At 36.3% G+C, this 19,410-nt stretch carries 19 protein-coding genes; 18 read left to right on the forward strand and 1 reads right to left on the reverse strand.

Annotated features, from left to right (window positions below; genetic code table 11):
* The first annotated feature begins 213 nt into the window (after positions 1–213).
* From C1724_RS00750 to C1724_RS00780, 7 genes are all read left to right on the forward strand, one after another.
* On the forward strand, positions 214–1,077 hold the full coding sequence (locus C1724_RS00750; RefSeq protein ID WP_180994080.1) for a nuclease-related domain-containing protein: 864 nt from the start codon (positions 214–216) through the stop codon (positions 1,075–1,077).
* A gap of 99 nt (positions 1,078–1,176) precedes the next feature.
* On the forward strand, positions 1,177–4,620 hold the full coding sequence (locus tag C1724_RS00755; RefSeq protein WP_102344853.1) for a hypothetical protein: 3,444 nt from the start codon (positions 1,177–1,179) through the stop codon (positions 4,618–4,620).
* Positions 4,617–4,916, forward strand: a complete 300-nt coding sequence (locus C1724_RS00760; RefSeq protein WP_102344854.1) for an EscU/YscU/HrcU family type III secretion system export apparatus switch protein — start codon at positions 4,617–4,619, stop codon at positions 4,914–4,916. The genes C1724_RS00755 and C1724_RS00760 overlap by 4 nt, the downstream gene beginning before the upstream one ends.
* Before the next feature lie 73 nt (positions 4,917–4,989).
* Positions 4,990–5,412, forward strand: a complete 423-nt coding sequence (gene fliS, locus C1724_RS00765; RefSeq protein WP_102344855.1) for a flagellar export chaperone FliS — start codon at positions 4,990–4,992, stop codon at positions 5,410–5,412.
* Positions 5,413–5,444: 32 nt separating this feature from the next.
* Positions 5,445–6,863, forward strand: coding sequence for a flagellin N-terminal helical domain-containing protein (locus C1724_RS00770; protein ID WP_102344856.1), 1,419 nt, complete (start codon positions 5,445–5,447; stop codon positions 6,861–6,863).
* Between the two features lie 115 nt (positions 6,864–6,978).
* Positions 6,979–7,416 (forward strand): YaaR family protein, encoded by a 438-nt coding sequence (locus C1724_RS00775; protein ID WP_102344857.1) that lies wholly within the window; start codon positions 6,979–6,981, stop codon positions 7,414–7,416.
* 205 nt (positions 7,417–7,621) lie between these two features.
* Positions 7,622–8,467: a DegV family protein gene (locus C1724_RS00780; RefSeq protein ID WP_102344858.1), complete on the forward strand. Its 846-nt coding sequence runs from the start codon at positions 7,622–7,624 to the stop codon at positions 8,465–8,467.
* 83 nt (positions 8,468–8,550) lie between these two features.
* Here C1724_RS00780 and C1724_RS00785 read toward each other — a convergent pair whose 3' ends face one another.
* Positions 8,551–8,790 (reverse strand): hypothetical protein, encoded by a 240-nt coding sequence (locus tag C1724_RS00785; protein ID WP_102344859.1) that lies wholly within the window; start codon positions 8,788–8,790, stop codon positions 8,551–8,553.
* 136 nt (positions 8,791–8,926) lie between these two features.
* On the opposite strand from C1724_RS00785, the gene C1724_RS00790 reads away from it, so the two are divergent.
* From C1724_RS00790 to C1724_RS26245, 11 genes are all read left to right on the forward strand, one after another.
* Positions 8,927–10,423 carry a DEAD/DEAH box helicase gene (locus tag C1724_RS00790; protein WP_102346679.1) on the forward strand — a complete coding sequence of 499 codons (1,497 nt, stop codon included), beginning with the start codon at positions 8,927–8,929 and terminating at the stop codon, positions 10,421–10,423.
* A gap of 32 nt (positions 10,424–10,455) precedes the next feature.
* A complete protein-coding gene (locus tag C1724_RS00795) occupies positions 10,456–11,178 on the forward strand; it encodes a ComF family protein (RefSeq protein WP_102344860.1) in 723 nt (240 codons plus the stop codon).
* Between the two features lie 97 nt (positions 11,179–11,275).
* Positions 11,276–11,713: a TIGR03826 family flagellar region protein gene (locus C1724_RS00800; protein WP_102344861.1), complete on the forward strand. Its 438-nt coding sequence runs from the start codon at positions 11,276–11,278 to the stop codon at positions 11,711–11,713.
* Between the two features lie 89 nt (positions 11,714–11,802).
* Positions 11,803–12,054 (forward strand): flagellar biosynthesis anti-sigma factor FlgM, encoded by a 252-nt coding sequence (gene flgM, locus C1724_RS00805; protein ID WP_102344862.1) that lies wholly within the window; start codon positions 11,803–11,805, stop codon positions 12,052–12,054.
* 20 nt (positions 12,055–12,074) lie between these two features.
* Positions 12,075–12,566: a flagellar protein FlgN gene (locus C1724_RS00810; protein WP_102344863.1), complete on the forward strand. Its 492-nt coding sequence runs from the start codon at positions 12,075–12,077 to the stop codon at positions 12,564–12,566.
* 17 nt (positions 12,567–12,583) lie between these two features.
* Positions 12,584–14,587 carry a flagellar hook-associated protein FlgK gene (gene flgK, locus C1724_RS00815; RefSeq protein ID WP_102344864.1) on the forward strand — a complete coding sequence of 668 codons (2,004 nt, stop codon included), beginning with the start codon at positions 12,584–12,586 and terminating at the stop codon, positions 14,585–14,587.
* 15 nt (positions 14,588–14,602) lie between these two features.
* Positions 14,603–15,757: a flagellar hook-associated protein FlgL gene (gene flgL, locus C1724_RS00820; protein ID WP_102344865.1), complete on the forward strand. Its 1,155-nt coding sequence runs from the start codon at positions 14,603–14,605 to the stop codon at positions 15,755–15,757.
* A gap of 224 nt (positions 15,758–15,981) precedes the next feature.
* Positions 15,982–16,548, forward strand: a complete 567-nt coding sequence (locus C1724_RS00825; RefSeq protein ID WP_142386512.1) for a DUF6470 family protein — start codon at positions 15,982–15,984, stop codon at positions 16,546–16,548.
* Positions 16,549–16,574: 26 nt separating this feature from the next.
* Positions 16,575–17,024, forward strand: coding sequence for a flagellar assembly protein FliW (gene fliW / locus C1724_RS00830; protein WP_102344867.1), 450 nt, complete (start codon positions 16,575–16,577; stop codon positions 17,022–17,024).
* A 3-nt stretch (positions 17,025–17,027) separates the two neighbouring features.
* Positions 17,028–17,255 (forward strand): carbon storage regulator CsrA, encoded by a 228-nt coding sequence (gene csrA / locus C1724_RS00835; protein WP_102344868.1) that lies wholly within the window; start codon positions 17,028–17,030, stop codon positions 17,253–17,255.
* A gap of 148 nt (positions 17,256–17,403) precedes the next feature.
* Positions 17,404–19,317: a flagellin N-terminal helical domain-containing protein gene (locus C1724_RS26245; RefSeq protein ID WP_102344869.1), complete on the forward strand. Its 1,914-nt coding sequence runs from the start codon at positions 17,404–17,406 to the stop codon at positions 19,315–19,317.
* The last annotated feature ends 93 nt before the right edge of the window (positions 19,318–19,410 follow it).

Here is a 19,410-nt window from a genome sequence, read left to right on the forward strand (position 1 = left end):
ATATATGTATGAGCCAATATAGAAAATAAAATTTTATGTCGAACAATGAAGGATTTTGCTCGATGCGGTACGAAAGTATAAATCATAATTGAAAGGAGTTGAGCTTTTTGATAAAAAAAGAATTTAAAGTGCCACTATATGTGAGGAAACTAGAGGCACTTACAAGAAGAATCCCGTCAAATCATCCAATGAGGCGTGAAATTCAAGAAGAACATGGTAGGCATTTGGCTGGATATAAAGGTGAGCAATCATTGCAATATTATTTTAATTTTTTTACCTCAGGAAAAATACTTCATCTATCATCACTTAAGATTCCCATGTAATAATTACCACTTTCAAATGGATATATTTTTCCTTTCTCCGGCATATTTTCTGATTACCGAAGTGAAATATATTTCAGGGATTTTAGAGTTCGATCCTGATTGTGATCAACTTATATGGACGCAAAATAATATAGAAAAAGCGCTGCCTGATCCTGTAAATCAGGTTAATCATCAGAAGTTTCAATTTGAAGCATGGTTAAAGAGCAACAAATGTCAGGTTCCACCAATTGAAACGCTGGTTGTTGTGGCTAACTCTAGCTCCATCATAAAGTTTAAAAGCGGGGATCGCCATTATAGAAATAAAGTTATCCGCGGTGCTAGCCTACTTAAGAAAATGACTTCTTTTGAAAAACTATATAATGAAAATGTCATGACTGCTAAAGAAATTCGAAGATTATCAAATTTATTAATTAAACGACATACGCCTGCTGACCAAAATGTTCTTGAGAAATTCAATATTAACCCAGCCAACGTATTGACAGGTGTATGTTGCCCTCGATGTTCGTTTATTCCCATGAAAAGGATTTATTCTACTTGGAAATGCCCAAACTGCTCAAATATCTCAAAAGATGCCCATCTTTTGGCACTACAGGATTATGCCTTACTATTTCAAACTTCTATTACGAATAAGCAGTTAAGAACTTTTCTACATTTATCTTCAGCTAAGGTTGCGAATCAAATTCTTACTACATTAAATCTCCAAACCACTGGCGTTAATAAAGGCCGGGTTTATCACCTTCCGACAGAAGATTAAAAAATCAATTGGTACATTTGGAAAAAAATCTCCCGTAAACATCGACAAATTTCAACCGATATAAAAGGTACTAAGCGATAGGTACGGGAGTGGAACCATATGCAAATTTACAATCAGCTTTCGACAGCTCAACCGAAAATGCCGGAAAAGCCCCTTGAATTGAAACGTGGGGAATTATATAAAGCGCAAATTAAAGAAAGAATTTCAGATTCAGAAGCGGTATTACAAATCCGCGGAAAAGAAATAACAGCTACCTTTGAAGATAAAGTTCCTTCCGAAAACCGGGTCACCGTACAAGTAACAGGACAAAAAGACCAAGGAGCGGTTGTTAAAACGATTGCAGTTGACACGGGTATAACAAGTTCGCCACAATCTTCGTCTGAGTCGAAAATTTTACAAAGCGTTGGTATTAGCCAAAATGATTCTCCTGAGTTAAAAAGTACCGTGCAAATGTTATTAGATAAAGGTGTTCCTGTTACAAAAGAATCTGTACAAGTACTCAAGGACTTTTTTGAAAAAGCGCCAGGGACAACTGAAGCCAAGTTGGATACAGTGAAGGCATTGGCGAACAAGAGGTTGGAAGTCACTGAGAACCATCTGCGTCCGATTCACGAGGCTTTGCATGGCAAGCCATTGAACCAAGTGCTCTCAGATTTAGCAAAAGAAATTGACCCTGAATTTGAGTTTGCTAAAAAGGAAAAAGTAACGCTGCAACCGGATAGTAAGACGGGGAATATTGTATCTCAAGCAAGTCAAAGTAATGTAACTCAGGCAGTTCGAACTGAAAATACACAAAGCCAATCAAATGATTCAAATACTTTAGAACTAAGAGACGCAATTCGAAAAAGTCGAGAATTAGTGCAACAAGAACCAGATTTAAAGAAAGCAGTTGAAAAAATACGCGAAGAAGTTGTAAAAAATCCAAAGCTTGATCGAGAAATGGCACAAAAAATAGAAAAAGCTCTTTCTGAAGCGGAAAAATTACAAACGATCGGAAAAGAGCGTCTTGTACAAGCATTGAAGAGTGCGGAAGAGCAGCTAGTTAAAAAAGAGCAACAGCTATCTCAGACTCGAAATAATCAACCTAATAGAGTTGAGTCAACCCAAATTAGAGCAGCTAAACCTAGCGAAGTTGTAGCACAGGTTAGGAATAGTGTTGCTAATAATCCCAACTTGAAGCAATCTATTGAAACTGTGAAAGCAAGAATAGTAAACGAATCAAGTCTTTCAAAGGACGTGCTAGATAAAGTAGAGCGATCAATCGCTGAAACTAGTAAATTGTTGGGTCAAGGGCGACTTACAGCAGGAAAAGAAACACTGGTGAATGATCTAAACTCAATTGAACAAGATCTTCAGGTTATCGAATCGCAAAAAACTCAACAACTTCAAGTAGTTCGTCGTGACCAGGCATCAAGTGAACTCAAGCAGGTAGAATCGCGTCCGCAGCAGGCCCAACCAGCAAGCGAAACGGTTAAACAAGTAAAAGAGGAAGTTCAACGAGAGCCGAATCTGCAAAAAGCAGTGGAAAAAGTGCGGGAGTCAGTGGTAAATAATCCGAAGATTGACCGAGAAGTAGCGCAAAAGGTAGAAAAAGCCTTGAATGAAGTTCGTCAACTGCAACAAATAGGTAGAGAAAGTGTAGGTCGAGAGCGATTAGCTCAAGCATTAACTCAAGCTGAAAGTGAACTCAAGCAAGTAGAACAACGTCCTCAGCAGACCCAGCCATCAAGCGAAACTGTTAAACACGTAAAAGAGGAAGTTCAACGAGAGCCGAATCTGCAAAGAGCAGTGGAAAAAGTTCAAAATTTGATTGCTAATAATAAAAATATCGACCCAGAAGTTGCTCGTAATGTTGAAAGATTAGCTAAGCAAGCTGATCAATTGAATCAAGCAGGTCGTGATCGAATAATAAACCTATTAGATCAAATAGTGAAATCGCTAAAACAAGCTGAAACAAAATTGACAAATTCAATTACTCAAAATACAGACGATAGTATAGATGGATTGCAAGCTAATAATTCGAAACCACGACAGGAATCTGCAGTGCGTCCAAGCGAAACGCTTTCGCAAGCTTTAAAACATATACAAAAGGAACCTGTACTGGAAAAAGCGCTTGAACAGGTAAGAAAAGAAGTCTCAAGTAACCCTAATCTTGATTTAAAAACAGTAGAAAAAATTAATCAAACGTTTAATCAAGCATCCCAGTTGCAGGACAAAGGTAGGGAATTGGCTGCTCGACAGCTTATTATTAATTCACTAACTGAGCTCCAACAAGAGTTTGCAAAATCAGAAACGCAGTTTGTTGATAACAACCAAAAGCAAGAATCAGCTCAATATGATTTAAATGAACAAATGCAATCTATGAACCTAAATTCTAAAGATATAGTAGTTACAAAAATTACTCAAAAGTTAGCTCAAGCTACTCATGATTTTCGTGAATTAAAAAGGGATATTTCAAAAAATCTCGATAATGTACAACGTTTAGTAGAAACGTTTAAGAACATTGCAAATCCACAAGCTAAAAAAATGCTAGAGACAGCAATCAGTAAACTTGATAATGCAATTCTAAAAAGTGAAATGATGCTATTTACCGATATGAAAACTGAAAAACAATTAATGCAAGCAAGCACTCATTTAGCTGATGCCAAAAAACTATTAGCTAAAGCGAAACATGCAGACGCTGCTAAAATTGTTCAGGATGTAAAAGCATTGATCGATAAAATTAATTTTAAACCATCTGATCAGAGGGTTATGCACTTTGTTTCAAAAGAAAGTGCAGCATTGGAAAATCGTCCGCCTAGTCAGCAACTTTTAACTCAAATAAATGAAACTGCTCGGACGCAATTAAATCAAGACGGATCACCACGTCAGATGTTTGAAACACTACGTTCACTTGGTTTAAACCATGATAGTGACTTAGCAAAATCTCTTGTATTTCAAAAAAGTGATGGAACAGGACCAGATACTAGTGATCAAAGTCAACAACAGCAAAATTTAAAAGCAGCATTAACGAAATTAGCGCAAATGGATAGTGCTGAAAATTCTCCAAAAGTAGCCCAACACGCTGAACAAGCGCTAAACAATCTTACTGGCCAACAGCTATTAAGTAAATCAGATAGTGGTAACCTACAAAGTATGTTTTTCAGTTTGCCTTTGCTTTTAGGTGAAAATCCTGAAAACCTTCAAGTATTTGTAAACTCGCAAAATGAAGGTGAACAAGTAGATTGGGAGAATTGCAGCCTATACTTTTTACTTGAAACGAAAAAGTTGGGTGATGTAGGCATTATGCTTACCTCAACTGATCGAAATTTGGCAATTACAATAAAAAATGATAAGCCAGGGTTCAAAGAAAAAATGGAGCCGATTGCTGCAATTACAAAAGCAAAGCTGGATGAGATTGGCTATAACGTTAATAGTATTAGTTTTACAAGAATGACGCCTATAAGTAATCAGCAAACTAGCGAATCGTCGAATCAAGAAAATCAAGTGACCAAACCTTTAAGACCTGTGTATACCGAGAAGGGAATGGATTATAAAATATGAGAGTTTCAAAATATTACAATCAAAAGAAACGTAAAGAGCTCAATGGTCCATCCGCTGCTGTTATTAAATATGATGAAGACTCTGGGAAGGCACCGGTTGTTGTTGCCCATGGAAAAGGACAAGTTGCTCGACAAATCATTGAACTAGCAAAAAAGAACAATGTGCATATGCAAGAAGACTCAAACCTAGTTGAAAATCTGCTAGATATGGACTTGGGGGACAATATCCCCCCGCAGCTTTATTCAGTTATGGCTGAAATTTTACTATTAATTGAGGAAATGGAAAAAAACTATTAATCAAAACTATTAAAATATTGTAGGTTCATGTCGATAAAAAGAACAGATAATAAAAACTGGAGGTGCACGTTACGTGACCGGTTTATTTACAGAGGAAGCTTTATATAAAAAATCACCTCAAGAAATTACTGCATTATTATATGAAGCATTGTTAACCAATCTTGAAGAGTCAATTCAACATATAAATAATAAAGAATTCATCGATGCGAACAAAAAACTGCAAAAAGCCAATGACATCCTACACCGATTAGGTGGAGGTATCAATTATGAAGCGGGAATTATTGCAGATCAACTAGATGCGTTGTATAACTTTATGGCAGATAAAGTAGTCGAGGCAAATTATAAAAAAGATATACAGCTAATTAAAGAGGTAATTAAAGGTGTAGAACCAATTGCCCAAGCATGGAACCAGGCCATGAAGAAAAAAACCGTACCAGTTGCTCCAAGAAGACAAGCGATGGCTTATGAAAAAAGCGTCTTAACTGAAGGTAAGTAATATAAATGGAAGATTGAGGAGAGAAAATAACTATGAGAATTAATCATAATATCCAAGCATTAAATGCATATCGTAACCTTTATTCAAATCAGTCGGCTACTTCTAAAAATCTAGAAAGATTATCATCAGGTTTACGTATCAACCGTGCAGCTGATGATGCAGCAGGTCTAGCAATTTCTGAAAAAATGCGTTCACAAATTCGTGGCTTAAAGCAAGCTGAAAGAAATTCAATGGACGGTATTTCGTTAATGCAAACGGCAGAAGGGGCAATGACAGAAGTTCACTCTATGCTGCAACGTATGCGTGAATTAGCAGTTCAAGCTGCAAATGATACAAATACAACAAACGACCGTGAAGCCATCCAAAGGGAAATTGACCAGTTAAAACTAGAGATTGATAGCATTGCTTCTAAAACAGAGTTTAACACTCGTAAATTATTAGATGGATCTAGTGCGGTGGATACTCAATTTACCGCTAATAATACTAAATTAAATAATGTACCAACTGTAATTGATCCTTCATTGGAAACTGGGGATTATCGTGTTAAAATCGATAATAGTTCTATTGCAACTAAAATGAATATTACACAGCCTGGAGCAGGTATAAATGATGCGACTGTTATTGCTAGTAGTTTAACTGAGCTACAGGCAGAAAACCTTAAATTAGGTGAGTACTCTATTGTTGTAACAAACGTAGATACAAGTTCAACTACACCTAGTGCTACTATCGAAGTTTTTGATCCGGATGGATTCTCATTAGGTAAAATGGCGAGTGAAATTGGTACAGGGGCTACTCCTAGTACAATCACAATTGGAACGGGTACTTCTGAAATTAAAATTGACAATACAAAAATAACTCAAGCTGGTACTGCTAAAATAACACTAGAGTATGAAGCGGATTTCTCTGTTCAAAAGAAAGATGCTACCGGAACATATCAAGATATTACATTTAAAAAGACTATAACTACTGAAAAAGGTTTAATCAATCATGGAGGATTAGAACTTCTTTTTGGAACAGGTATGGCTGCCGGTGATTCAGATTTTACTATAACTAATAAAGCATTAGCTTTCCAAATTGGTGCAAATACAAATCAAAGTGTTAATATCGATATTCCACAATTAAGTACTGTAAAATTGGGTATAGATGAAATTGATGTTCTATCGCACGATTCTGCTAGTGATGCAATTTTCTTACTAGATAAAGCTATTAACCAGATATCATCTGTACGATCTAAGCTTGGAGCAACTCAAAACCGTTTAGAGCATACAATTAACAACTTGCAAACAACTAATGAAAACTTAACAGCCTCCGAATCACGCATTCGGGATGCCGATATGGCGTTAGAAATGACGGAGTTCACGAAGAATAATATTCTTAATCAATCTGCTCAGGCAATGCTTGCCCAAGCAAACCAATTACCGCAAGGCGTTCTTCAATTATTACAAGGTTAATTTCAACAGCAGGGGTCAGTCTAGCAGCATTTAGATTGGCCTCTTTTTAATATAAGAATAGGGATCTCGATTTATGGTATAATAAAATTCATTAACAAAGAAAGCGGGAAGTTTAATGGATGTTCAAAAAATAGGGAAAACCGGTTTAAATAATATAAAATCTAAAAAAACTGGCCCTACTGAAAGTATTTCTTTTCAAGAAGTAATGGGAAAGAATCGTCAACAAATGGTTTATGAAAAATTATCAAAGTTGGTTGAAGAAATTGAAGATCAAGGAAAAGTGCTAGCTGAATCAAGAACTGTTGATGATCTTCGTAAATACAAAAAAATGGTAAAAGAGTTTATGGATGAAGCTGTTCAAAACGGTTTACAGATTGAAGAGCACCGTGGTTTTAACCGCCGTGGACGAACCAAGATATATAAAATAGTAAAAGAAGTAGACAAAAAGTTGATTGATCTGACTAACGCTGTATTAGATAAAGAGAAAAAAGGTTTAGACATTTTGAGCATGGTAGGCGAAATTAAAGGTTTATTAATAAACATATACACATAAGCTACTACTAGTCAGGAAGGACTGGTAGTTTTTTTGTTTTGGTTGCATGTCGAAGGTAGCTCAATATCCTTTTAAAAAGCTATGTAGAAGTGTAGAAGATGAAAACATGAATTAGTTCGTGTAGAATATAAAAGGTTAAAGGAGAATGAACTTTGATAGCGAATTAATAGCATAAGTATAAAGCTAAAGGGTGGTATAATTATAGATGAAAACAGCGATTGTAACGGATAGCACAGCCTACATACCTGAGAACATCCGTGAGCAATATAATATTAAAATGTGTCCGCTTAATGTGATATTTGGTTTAGAGTCCTATCAAGAAGAAACCGAACTAACGGCAGATGATTTTTATGAAAAAGTAAAAACAGTTTCAGAATTACCTAAAACATCACAGCCTGCAATTGGTTTATTTGTTAAGACATTTGAACAATTGGTAGCAGATGGTTATGATGCAGTGATTTCCATCCACTTATCAAGTGGAATAAGTGGCACATACCAAGCAGCGATTTCAGCTGGTGATATGGTCAAGAATATTACCGTGTTTCCGTTTGATTCCGAAGTTAGTGCAATGCCACTAGGATTTTACGTTTTAGAAGCTGCAGAAATGGCCGTTCAAGGAAAAGGAACCGAAGAAATTTTAGAGCGCCTTAATGAAATGAAACAATCGATGCGTGCTTACTTTTTAGTAGATGACTTAGCCCATTTACAGCGCGGTGGCCGATTAAATGGTGCACAAGCTTTAATTGGAAGCTTGCTTCAGGTGAAGCCGATTTTACATTTTGAAGATAAAAAGATTGTTCCTTTTGAAAAAATTCGAACACATAAAAAAGCAATTAAACGGTTATTAGAGCTATTTGTCGAAGATGCAAAAACAGGCGTGCCTATTAAAGCGTCGCTTATTCATGCTAATCGATTAGAAATAGTAAAGGAGTTAAAAGCCCAAATTCAATCAGAATACCCAAATGTTGAAATAGATATTAGCTACTTCGGGGCAGTTACCGGAACACATTTAGGTGAAGGTGCATTAGGATTAGGGTGGTATAAAAAATAAGCACTGACAATCTTTCTGTTGGTGCTTGTTTTTAATCTTTGTTTAATACTCGATGTATTTCTCGGTTATTTTTAACGAGTTCCTTAGAATAGGACTAAATCAGAATCAAAGTATCGGAGTTGCCGGTCAACATGGTCAAAACGTTCGTTTGTTTCTGCTCTAAACTCATTCATTTCTCTCTTAAACTCGTACATCTCACTTTTAAATTCATTTATGTCTTTTCTTATTGTTGTGGTCTCATTTTCAACTCCATCAATTTTTGCATCCATTGTATCGAGTTTGTTTAAGACTGCGGAAAGTATTTCTTTCATTTCAGTGTCCATTCTTCCCACCTCCTATAAGCTTATTATAACATGTCTTTTAATAAAAACAAGATAAAAGCAGAATGCGTGTTCTTATTTTTATCAGGTATGAAAGGTGTTGAAAAACTTGCGATTTGCTCTGCAAAATCAAGAAAATATGTCGCTCTTAGTTCCCGAAATTTCAGACACAAAAGGTAATCCGCGGTTTACATTTCAATCAATCAGCAAAATTGATAATCTCCCACAACAAATGTTAAATTCACAATTTACCTACTCCCAAGAACTTCAACAACATCTTCAAGGTAAGAAACTCCTGCTTGATGAGATTCCTTTTCCAATTGACATGATTCATTGCCATTACCAACAAGGTTACCTTCAATACCATCATGGTGTTACTAAAAAAGGTATTATCTACACATGCAATCGCTGTGGAAACGAGGATCAATATTTATTTGCAAGCTTTCATTGTGCGCGCTGTCATGAACTCAACTGTACGTATTGTCGCAAGTGCATCACAATGGGAAGGGTCAGTGAATGTACACCTTTGCTAACATGGACAGGCCCATATTCTACCTCTATACCAACTTTGAAACGGGCTACCCTTGATTGGAAAGGGCAGCTTTCACCTGGTCAGCAAACCGCGTCAGATGAAGTTGTACATGCAATCTCTCAAAATGAAAACCTTCTTGTTTGGGCTGTTTGTGGATCTGGAAAAACCGAAGTGTTGTTTCAAGGTATATTGACTGCTTTAACGAATGGTAAACGAGTGTGCATTACGACACCAAGAACCGATGTTGTACTAGAGTTAACACCACGGATACGACAAGCATTTCCAAACACTGAACTTATTTCGTTATATGGTGGCAGTGAGGATCGGGGGAAAACGGCACAGCTAACAATTGCTACAACTCATCAGTTGCTCCGTTACCATAAAAACTTTGATGTAGTCATCATTGATGAAGTTGATGCTTTTCCATATTCGGCAGATGAAATGCTGCAATATGCAGTACATAATTCGAAAAAACCACAGTCCTCTACCATCTACTTAACTGCAACCCCAAATAAACAATTTCAGAAACAAAGTAAAAAAGGAATACTCCAAACAGCAACGATTCCGGCCCGATATCATCGACATCCATTACCAGTTCCGACTTTTAGATGGTGTGGCAATTGGCAAAAACTTTTGAAGACTAAGCACATGCTACCTAAAAATGTTGAAAATTGGATTCTCGAACACCTCGAAAACCAAAAGCAGGCCTTTTTATTTGTTCCTAAAATTGAAATTTTAGATGAAATCGTAATGATACTCCAACAAATAGAACCAACTATCGACGGAGTACACGCCGAAGATCTCAAGCGAAAAGAAAAAGTCCAAGCATTTCGCGATTCGAAAATTCCAATCATTGTCACAACGACGATACTTGAACGGGGTGTCACCGTTCCTAACACAGATGTTGCCGTAATAGGTACGGAAGATTCTATTTTTACAGAAAGTGCACTTGTACAAATTGCAGGAAGGGTAGGCCGTAGCCCGAAATATCCTTCAGGAGAAGTTATCTTCTTTCACTTTGGTAAAACATATGCGATGAATAAGGCCAAAACTCAAATTTTAAGCATGAATAAACTTGGAAAAGGTTTAGGGTTAATTGATTAGAGATCAACTAAATTAGGAAGGTAGGGATTAACTTGTATTGCTTAATTTGCCATCAGATTATAGCATTAAAACCTAGCTGGACGCAATTTTTACATATTAGTTTGCCAAACTCAGTTTGTATAATTTGTAATGAAAAGTTTGAATTAATTAATGAAGAGCATTGTAATTTGTGTAGTCGGCCTTTTTCGAAACTAGAAGAAAGGTATAAAATTGGAAACACTTGTAATGATTGTCTGCGTTGGGAGCAAGATCCCGAATATAAAGGATTGTTAACTAAAAATACTTCGATATATTACTACAATGATTTCCTCAAAGAATTAATAGCTCGGTTTAAATTTCGTGGTGATCATGAACTCGTCAATGTGTTTAAGTCGTTTTTGCAAGAAAAGTTCAAGCAAACTTTCAGCTCAAAAGCTAAACTACTTATAATCCCAATTCCATTAAGTGATCAAAGACTATACGAGAGAGGTTTTAATCAGGCCCATTCGATTGCAGCTTTACTAGGTAGCCCGATAACTGAAATTCTCTCACGTAATCACTCTGAAAAGCAAAGTAAAAAAACACGTTCACAACGCCTACATTCAAGTGCACTTTTTTCCATCAAAAACATGCAGGACATTCCACAATACCATAATAAAACTATCGTGTTAATTGACGATGTTTATACGACTGGTACAACTATAAGAAAAGCAGCTCAAGCACTACAACCATTAAATCCACAATCAGTATATTCATTAACAATTGCACGAAGCTAATTTGTGCAAAAATCACCTTTATATATTCCTAAACCTTCTATCTTAATTGACGATATAATAAGTATAGATACTAGTGGAGATTTAGGAGGTACTACGAATGGCAGACTTAGCTAATTGCTCTAAATGCGGGCGTTTATATATTCAAAATTTGCATGGTATTTGTGATGTATGTAGAAAAGAAGAAGACAAATTATTCGATACAGTTTATCAATATATTAGAAAACGTGAAAATCGAACGGCTACAACTGCGCAAATTACCAAGGATACTGGAGTACCTGAAGAAGTTATTATGCGTTTTGTAAAAGAAGGACGAATTCGAACAACACAATTCCCTAACTTGGGATATCGATGTGAGCGATGCGGTACACTAATTAAAAAAGGTAAAATATGTGATGACTGCACCAACAGCATTCAATCAGATTTGAGATTGCATGATCTTGAGGAAGAAAATAAAAGAAAAAGATTGGCCGATGAAAAGAAGGCACACACATACTATTCTCTTGATGCAAAGTTAAATAAGAATGGTGAAAAGTAAACTTTCGTAAAAAGTTGCCGATATAACTAGAAAGTTCTGAGCGACATTTATGAAAATGGCAAAAAGTCTCGATGAAAGAGGTGACTCGTATGAAAATAAATAATATAGGTTCGATACACAATCCTTATATGAAACAAATTGAGAAAATGGAAAAAGCTCAAAAAGCAGCTGCTAAGGATAAAATTGAGATCTCGTCTGAAGCTATGGAGCTTCAAAAAGGAAGCCGCATTGAGACAGAACGACAGGAAAAAGTGGCAGCATTAAAGGCAAAGATCCAATCAGGGGAATACCAAGTGAATCCACGAGAAGTCGCAAAGAAAATGTATGAATTCTGGAATTAAAAAAGAAGGAGGGCTATTCAGTGGCTGCAGAACCATTAATTCAAACGCTCAATAAAATACTGCTTTTGCATAAAAGTTTCAATAAGATTGCAAAACAAAAGACGGAAGTAATTAAAGCTGGGGACACTGATGCCCTAAATGCACTTATAAAAGAAGAGAGAAAGCATATTCAAGCTATTCAAAAGTTTGAAAATGAGCGGCAGAAATTATCAAAGGACTATTTGTCTACTTTTGATTGTGAAGTAGCCAATCCTACCATTTCAGATTGTATGCAGTTTGCAAATGTAACTGAAAAACAAAAGTTATCTCAAATTAAGGAAGACCTACAAACTCAAGTTAAATTTTTATCTGAAAGAAACGAGCTAAATCAACAACTACTGCAACAGTCATTGCAGTTCGTTAATATGTCATTAGATATTCTAAGACCGGATATTGATACTTACAATTACGGGCGGCCAGGTAAAGCTCATCAATATGAAGAAGGTCGTTCTATTTTTAATTCAAAAGCTTAATGGAGGTGAACAATTAAATGGTTTCTACGTTTCATGGATTGGAAACAGCTCGAAGAGGCATGATGACACAACAAGCTGCACTATATACAACCGGGCATAATATCGCGAATGCAAATACACCTGGCTACACAAGACAGCGTGTTAATTTTGAACAAACCGAACCTTACCCACCAGCTGCGAGAAATAGCCCGCATATACCGGGACAAATGGGCACGGGTGTGCAAGCAGGAGATATTCAACGGATTCGTGATTCATTTGTTGATATGCAATTTAGAGGTGAAAGTAGTAAGTTAGGTTACTGGGAAGCGAAGGCTGAAATGCTTTCACAAATGGAAGACATTATGAATGAACCTTCTGAGACCGGACTAGCAACTTCTATTGATGAATTTTGGAATTCATTGCAGGACTTAGCTGTTCAACCGCAAAACAATGGTGCTAGACGAGTTGTTCGTCAGCGTGGAATCGCGTTAGCCAATACGTTTAATTACATGCATGACTCGCTAAAATCCATTCAAAAGGATTATCGTAACGAAATTGATATTTCTCAAAATAGAATAAATTCATTGGTAAGACAAATCAATCAGGTAAACAAGCAGATAGGTGCAATTGAACCGCATGGCTATTTACCTAATGATTTATATGATGAGCGTGATCGATTAGTTGATGAATTATCTAGCTTTGTAAATATTAAAACTGAAGTAAAATCTAGTGGCGGATTGTCATCGGCAAATGCAGAAGGGTTATATGATGTTTACTTAGCGACACCACAAGGGGATATTTTATCAGATAGTAATGGACTACCTATTAAACTTATTGATTCTGTAACAGGTACTGCAAATGGTATTCATATTAAATATGGTGATCGAACTGTTTTGGACAGTCCTGTTGCCGAAGTTAAGTTTTTTAAATTAAAAGAAACAGAAGAGGGATTTGTAGGTCCTGCAAATAATACGGATGCCGATAGTGATACGACCAATGTAGTTTATCAACTTAATGAGTATTCAACATTCTCTTCAAATGGTAGATTAACAGGGTTAATAGAGGGCTATGGCTATACAGATGGCGCTAGTGTAAAAGGACTTTATAATGAAATGCTAGCAGATTTGGATGAAATGGCATTTACTTTTGCCGAACACTTCAATCTTGTGCATAGTTCTGGATGGAGTTTAAATGAGATTAGAAACGGAACAAAAAATAATTATGATTTCTTTGATTTAAGTGGTTTAACAGCGGATAATCCTAGCGGTGCAGCTTCAATTTTAAAAGTATCTCAAGAAATCATAAATGATGTCGATAATATCGCTGCAGCTTCAGAAGGAAATGTTCTTGCAGGTGCGATGGAGCGAGTAAATGTGGAAAGCGCTACTGTTGGTAATCCAAGTATCAAGGGAGTATACGACCGAACAGGGAGCACTCCAAATCTATCAGCTGATGCCAATGAAATAAAAGTAGATTTAACTTTTGATGAAACATCAAGTTCATGGAACTACAGTTTAACATCCTATAAAAGCGATGGCACAATTGCTGATACAGTAACAGGTCCTGTAGGTGAAAGCGGAAAGGTATCCATTTATGGAGTTGAGTTAGACACAACGTTAGTTACTCCAGCGAATGATGGCAGTGGTACGCAAAATTGGACATATACTTTTTCCGCTCAAGGCGTAGTGTCAAATAATGAAGCTTTTATTGGAAATGGCTCGAATGCATTAGAGCTTTCAAAGGTTAAGGATGCTCTTATAAATTATGGCGGCAACTTGACAAATGTTCACTCCTTCTACCAAGGGATGATTGGTACATTGGGCGATAGTGCATCTGAGGCAGCGAGAATGACAGAAACGGCAACAACCTTAAAAACATCGGTTGAACAAAGAAGAATGTCAATCAGCAATGTTTCATTAGATGAGGAAATGACGAATATGATTAAGTTCCAACATGCCTATAATGGAGCAGCGCGGATGATTACAATAGTTGATGAAATGCTAGATAAAATTATTAACGGCATGGGGTTATCTGGCAGATAAGGTAGGTGAAAAATAGTGCGTGTTACACAAATGATGTTAGCAAATAGTAATCTTAGCTATATAAGTAAAAACTATGATCGCTTAGGTCAAATCCAAGATCAAATTAATACTGGTAAAAAAATAACGAAACCATCTGATGATCCTGTCGTTGCTATGAAAGGAATGCGTTATCGCAGCCAGTTGGAAGAAGTCAATCAATTTCATCGCAACCTTACTGAAGGCTTTACATGGATGGAAAATGCTGATGCTGCTTTAGATGAGACAACTCAAGTGCTAAATCGTATGAGGGAGCTCATTGTCCAAGCATCCAATGATAGTTATGATCCTGTTTCTCGTGGCAATATTGCTAAAGAAATAGAACAGCTTCAGCAGCATTTAGTTGCAATGGCCAACACAAAGGTTGGGGATAACTATATTTTTAACGGAACAGATACTGCATCGGTTCCGATGAATGAAAATCAATTTAATCTTGAATTCAATAAATTTAGCACCGATCTAGCTGCTGGGACTATTGAGCCTGAAAATTACGTAGTCAGCTTTCAAGGACAAACATTTAAATATGACAATGTAAATGGTGCTAAATTTGAATTTAAATCCGCCTCAGGTAACTCTATTACAATTGATACATCAAATGATGAAGTGAACTATCAATATATTGACGAGTTAAAATACAAAGATGGTGAAGAGGCTACATTTGGACAGAGTATCAATAGTAAAGATCTTGTGATTTCTAATAATTTTGCTGTATCGACAAATACACAGGATGTTGAAATTGAGGTCATGAAGGGTGTTACCATCCCGATCAATGTACGAGCGCAAGATGCTTTTTCTATTGATTTATTTAGCGGTATCGAATCTATTAAAAAGATGCTTACAAACCCTGTAATAGAGGGGAAAGACATAACAAAATCACTAGATTCGTTTGATACCTTCTTAAACGATGTAGTTGCTACAAGAGCGGAATTAGGATCACGCCAAAATCGCGCAGACATGGTAGAAAATCGTTTACTAAAGCAGCAAATAGTAGCTGAAAAAACCGTTTCAGATAATGAAGATATTGATTTCGAAAAAGCAATTATAGATTTAACGATCCAGGAAAGTATTCATCGTGCTTCGCTAGCAGCAGGCGCACGAATTATTCAACCAACATTAATGGACTTTTTACGTTAATGGATAAGGCTATCTCGATAATGTTAGTTCCCATTTGCAAATTCGAAGGATGTATTGGCATGTGGTAGCTTTACTTTAAGAGATGGTCTTTTTAGTTTCTTATGAAAATATGCTTTATCTCAGCTTTTATAGTTCAAGGTTATTGATTGTTTTATAATCGCTCCTTATCCGTTAAAATAAAATATATGGATAATGATAGAGGTGATATGCTTGAGTTTCCGCGATTGAATATATCAAGTCAATTTGCGCAGCTTGGCATAAAACAGCAACGACCTAACCTAGAGGTTAACCAACACTTAGCAACAATTGAGATTAATCAACCACAACCAGAGATGAAAATTACAAAATCAAAAGGAAAACTAACAATCGATCAATCTGCAGCATTTGCAGATGCAAATCTAAAACCGCCATTAAGAGTAGCAAAAGAATCAACACAAACTGCTAAAAACACTGTATTACAGGATATAGCGAGCGAAATAAGCGAAGGCAGACGATTAATGAAAATCGAAAAGCAAGCTAAGACTGTCATACCGAACATTGCTAAAGAACAAAGTCAGCCACCACAAAAATATTCAACTATTAAATTCATTCCGGAAACACCCGAAAAAGTAAAATTTGATTATAAACCTTCTGAAATAGACATAGAGATAGAAGAAAGCAAGCCTGAAATTAAAGCTCATATAAAAAGTCCAACGATTATCCACCATCCATGGAATTTGGAAATTTATATAAAGCAAAAGCAAATGATAGACATTAAAGTAGAAGGTTCCCAATATGACCTTCTTGCTTAGAAAAAACTAATGAAAATGGTGATTATATGAAGATTCAAACAAAGTATCACGGTGAAGTAGAAGTTGATGCAGCTAATATTATTCATTTTAATCAAGGAATTCCTAGCTTTGTAGAAGAAAAACAGTTTTATATCCTGCCGTTTTCAGATGACACGCCTTTTCTTATTATGCAATCCATACAAACACCAGGGCTAGCTTTCGTGGTTGTTAGTCCATTTAATTTCTTTGATGATTACTCAGCAAAACTATCCGACCAAGTTGTGGAACAGCTACAAATTGAGGAACAAGAAGACGTTGCCCTTTATGTGATCTTAACCGTTCAAGAACCGTTCGAAAAAACAACTGCCAACTTACAAGGTCCAATCGTCATTAATTCTAAAAAGAATCTTGGTAAACAAATTATTTTGAATGATACGAACTACAGAACAAAACATTTAATACTTAACCAAAAAGCCTCCGTAGGACAGGAGGGTTAAAGCATGTTAGTACTTACTCGTAAATTAAATGAAACCATTCAAATCGGTGATGATATTGAAATTAAAATTCTGGCTATTGATGGGGAGCAAATTAAGATCGGAATAGATGCTCCCAAACATGTGGATATTCATCGCAAAGAGGTTTATCTTGCAATTCAACAAGAAAATAGTAAAGCAGCAAACATGTCTTTAGATGTTTTAAAAAATTTCACAAATAAAATAAAAAAATAGTAAAAAACTATTAAAATTTGTAACCATCTGTCGATATAAAGCATGTAAACAAAATAAGAATATTGGCGGCCGACTTTACTCTTATTTTGAACTTATAAAAACAACCACATGGATGTGGAAAAAAACAGATTTCAAGGAGGAAAAGGAAATGATTATTAATAACAATATTCCTGCATTAAACACGTATCGTCAGATGGGAATCAACAACAACAATGCACAAAAGTCAATGGAGAAATTATCTTCAGGCCTTCGAATTAACAAAGCTGGAGACGACGCTGCTGGTCTTGCTATCTCGGAAAAAATGCGTGCACAAGTACGTGGTTTAGATCAAGCTAGCCGCAACTCTCAAGACGGTATTTCAATGATCCAAACAGCTGAGGGTGCACTTCAAGAAACTCAAAACATTCTACAACGTATGCGTGAGCTTGCAACACAAGCAGCGAACGATACAAACGTAGAAGTTGACCGTAACGAGATTCAAAAAGAAATGAATCAGCTTACTTCTGAAATCAATCGTATTGGTAACACAACTGAATTCAACACTCAAAAGCTTATCAATGGTGATAGAGAGAATACTTATAGTAAAGAACTAGCTTCTACTAATATGGCAACTGGTGCATCGGTTACTGCTGGTGGAGTTACTACTTCTCTTGACGGAACAACATTAGAAGCTGGAAATTATGAAGTAGTTATTACAAAGACTAAAACAAATGAAGATACTACTGCAGCGATGAAGACTGCTGCTGATATGAGTTATACAGTTGATGCTGATAGTACAGCGGGTCAGAATTTTGAAGGTGGAAAAATTTCAATTACGGATCCTACAAGTAGCTATTTGGCCGATACTGGTACTATTCAATTAGATTTTGATGGTACAAATCTACGAGTTCAAATCGGGGGCGGTACAGCTACAGACTCATCAGATGACACTATCACAGCAGACGAAAATGGAAACTTTGTATTTGATAATCACGGAGTATCATTTACACTGAAAAAAGATGGTTTAGTAACTGGAGATTCGATTACAGCAAATTTATCAACAGCTAACATTGGAGCAGGAGAAATTGGAACTGAACAATTAGGCTTTACTTCACATACAACAGCTGCTGGTGACACGCCGGCATCATTTGTTGGTGGGGAAGTGAATGTTTCAGCAGATGCATTAGCAGGTACATGGTCTGGTACCTATGATGGTGCAAACTTAACTCTTTCATTTACTGGTGATGACGGGGTTTCAACAGTCATGGACACGATTGCTTATGATGGAACAAGCACAACTACGTATGACAATCATGGAATCAGTTTCGAGTTCAGTGGTAATGATTCAACAGCTGCAGCCTTCTCATTTACTGTTGAAGACAAGTTTACGGTAAATGCAGAACTACGTAAAGATGGTGAAGCTGTTGCTGACGTAGATCTTGCAACTGACTATAAAGGTGCAACATCAAATGCGATTACAGGTTCTCTAGACGGCTTAACTTTATCTCAAACTGGTGAATTGCAAGCTGGTACACATACATTTACAGTAGAAGAAAACTATAGTGAAAGTGGAGAAGACAATTCTCTTAACTTCCAAATTGGTGCCAACCAAAATCAAGCACTAAACTTAAGTATTTCTGATATGCGCGCGGATGCATTAGGTATTAGTGGCACATCTAACACACTAACATTCACTAATCGTGATGGTGATCCAGAAACTGTTAACCTAACATCATCAAAAGATGTAACTGACGGAACAAATGCTGCAGGTGTCGAGCGTGCATTAGATGTCTCTACTCATGAAAATGCATCAAAAGCTATCACTGTTATTAATAATGCAATTGAAAAAGTATCTGGAGAACGTTCTAAACTTGGAGCTAATCAAAACCGTTTAGAACATACTATTAGTAACTTAAACAATGCATCTGAAAATCTACAAGCTGCAGAATCACGTATTCGTGATGTTGATATGGCGCGTGAAGTTATGAAAATGACTAAGGATAATATCCTTGCTCAAGCTTCTCAAGCAATGCTTGCTCAAGCTAACCAAAAGCCGCAATCAGTACTTCAACTATTAGGATAATCATAAAAAGAGGGTCTCTAGTATTACTAGAGTCCTCTTTGTTATACCTATTTTTTATTTATGTTATTACAGCAACTACATTAATAACATAAG

The organism is Bacillus sp. Marseille-P3661 (assembly GCF_900240995.1).
In the GTDB taxonomy this organism is placed as follows: domain Bacteria; phylum Bacillota; class Bacilli; order Bacillales; family Bacillaceae_J; genus OESV01.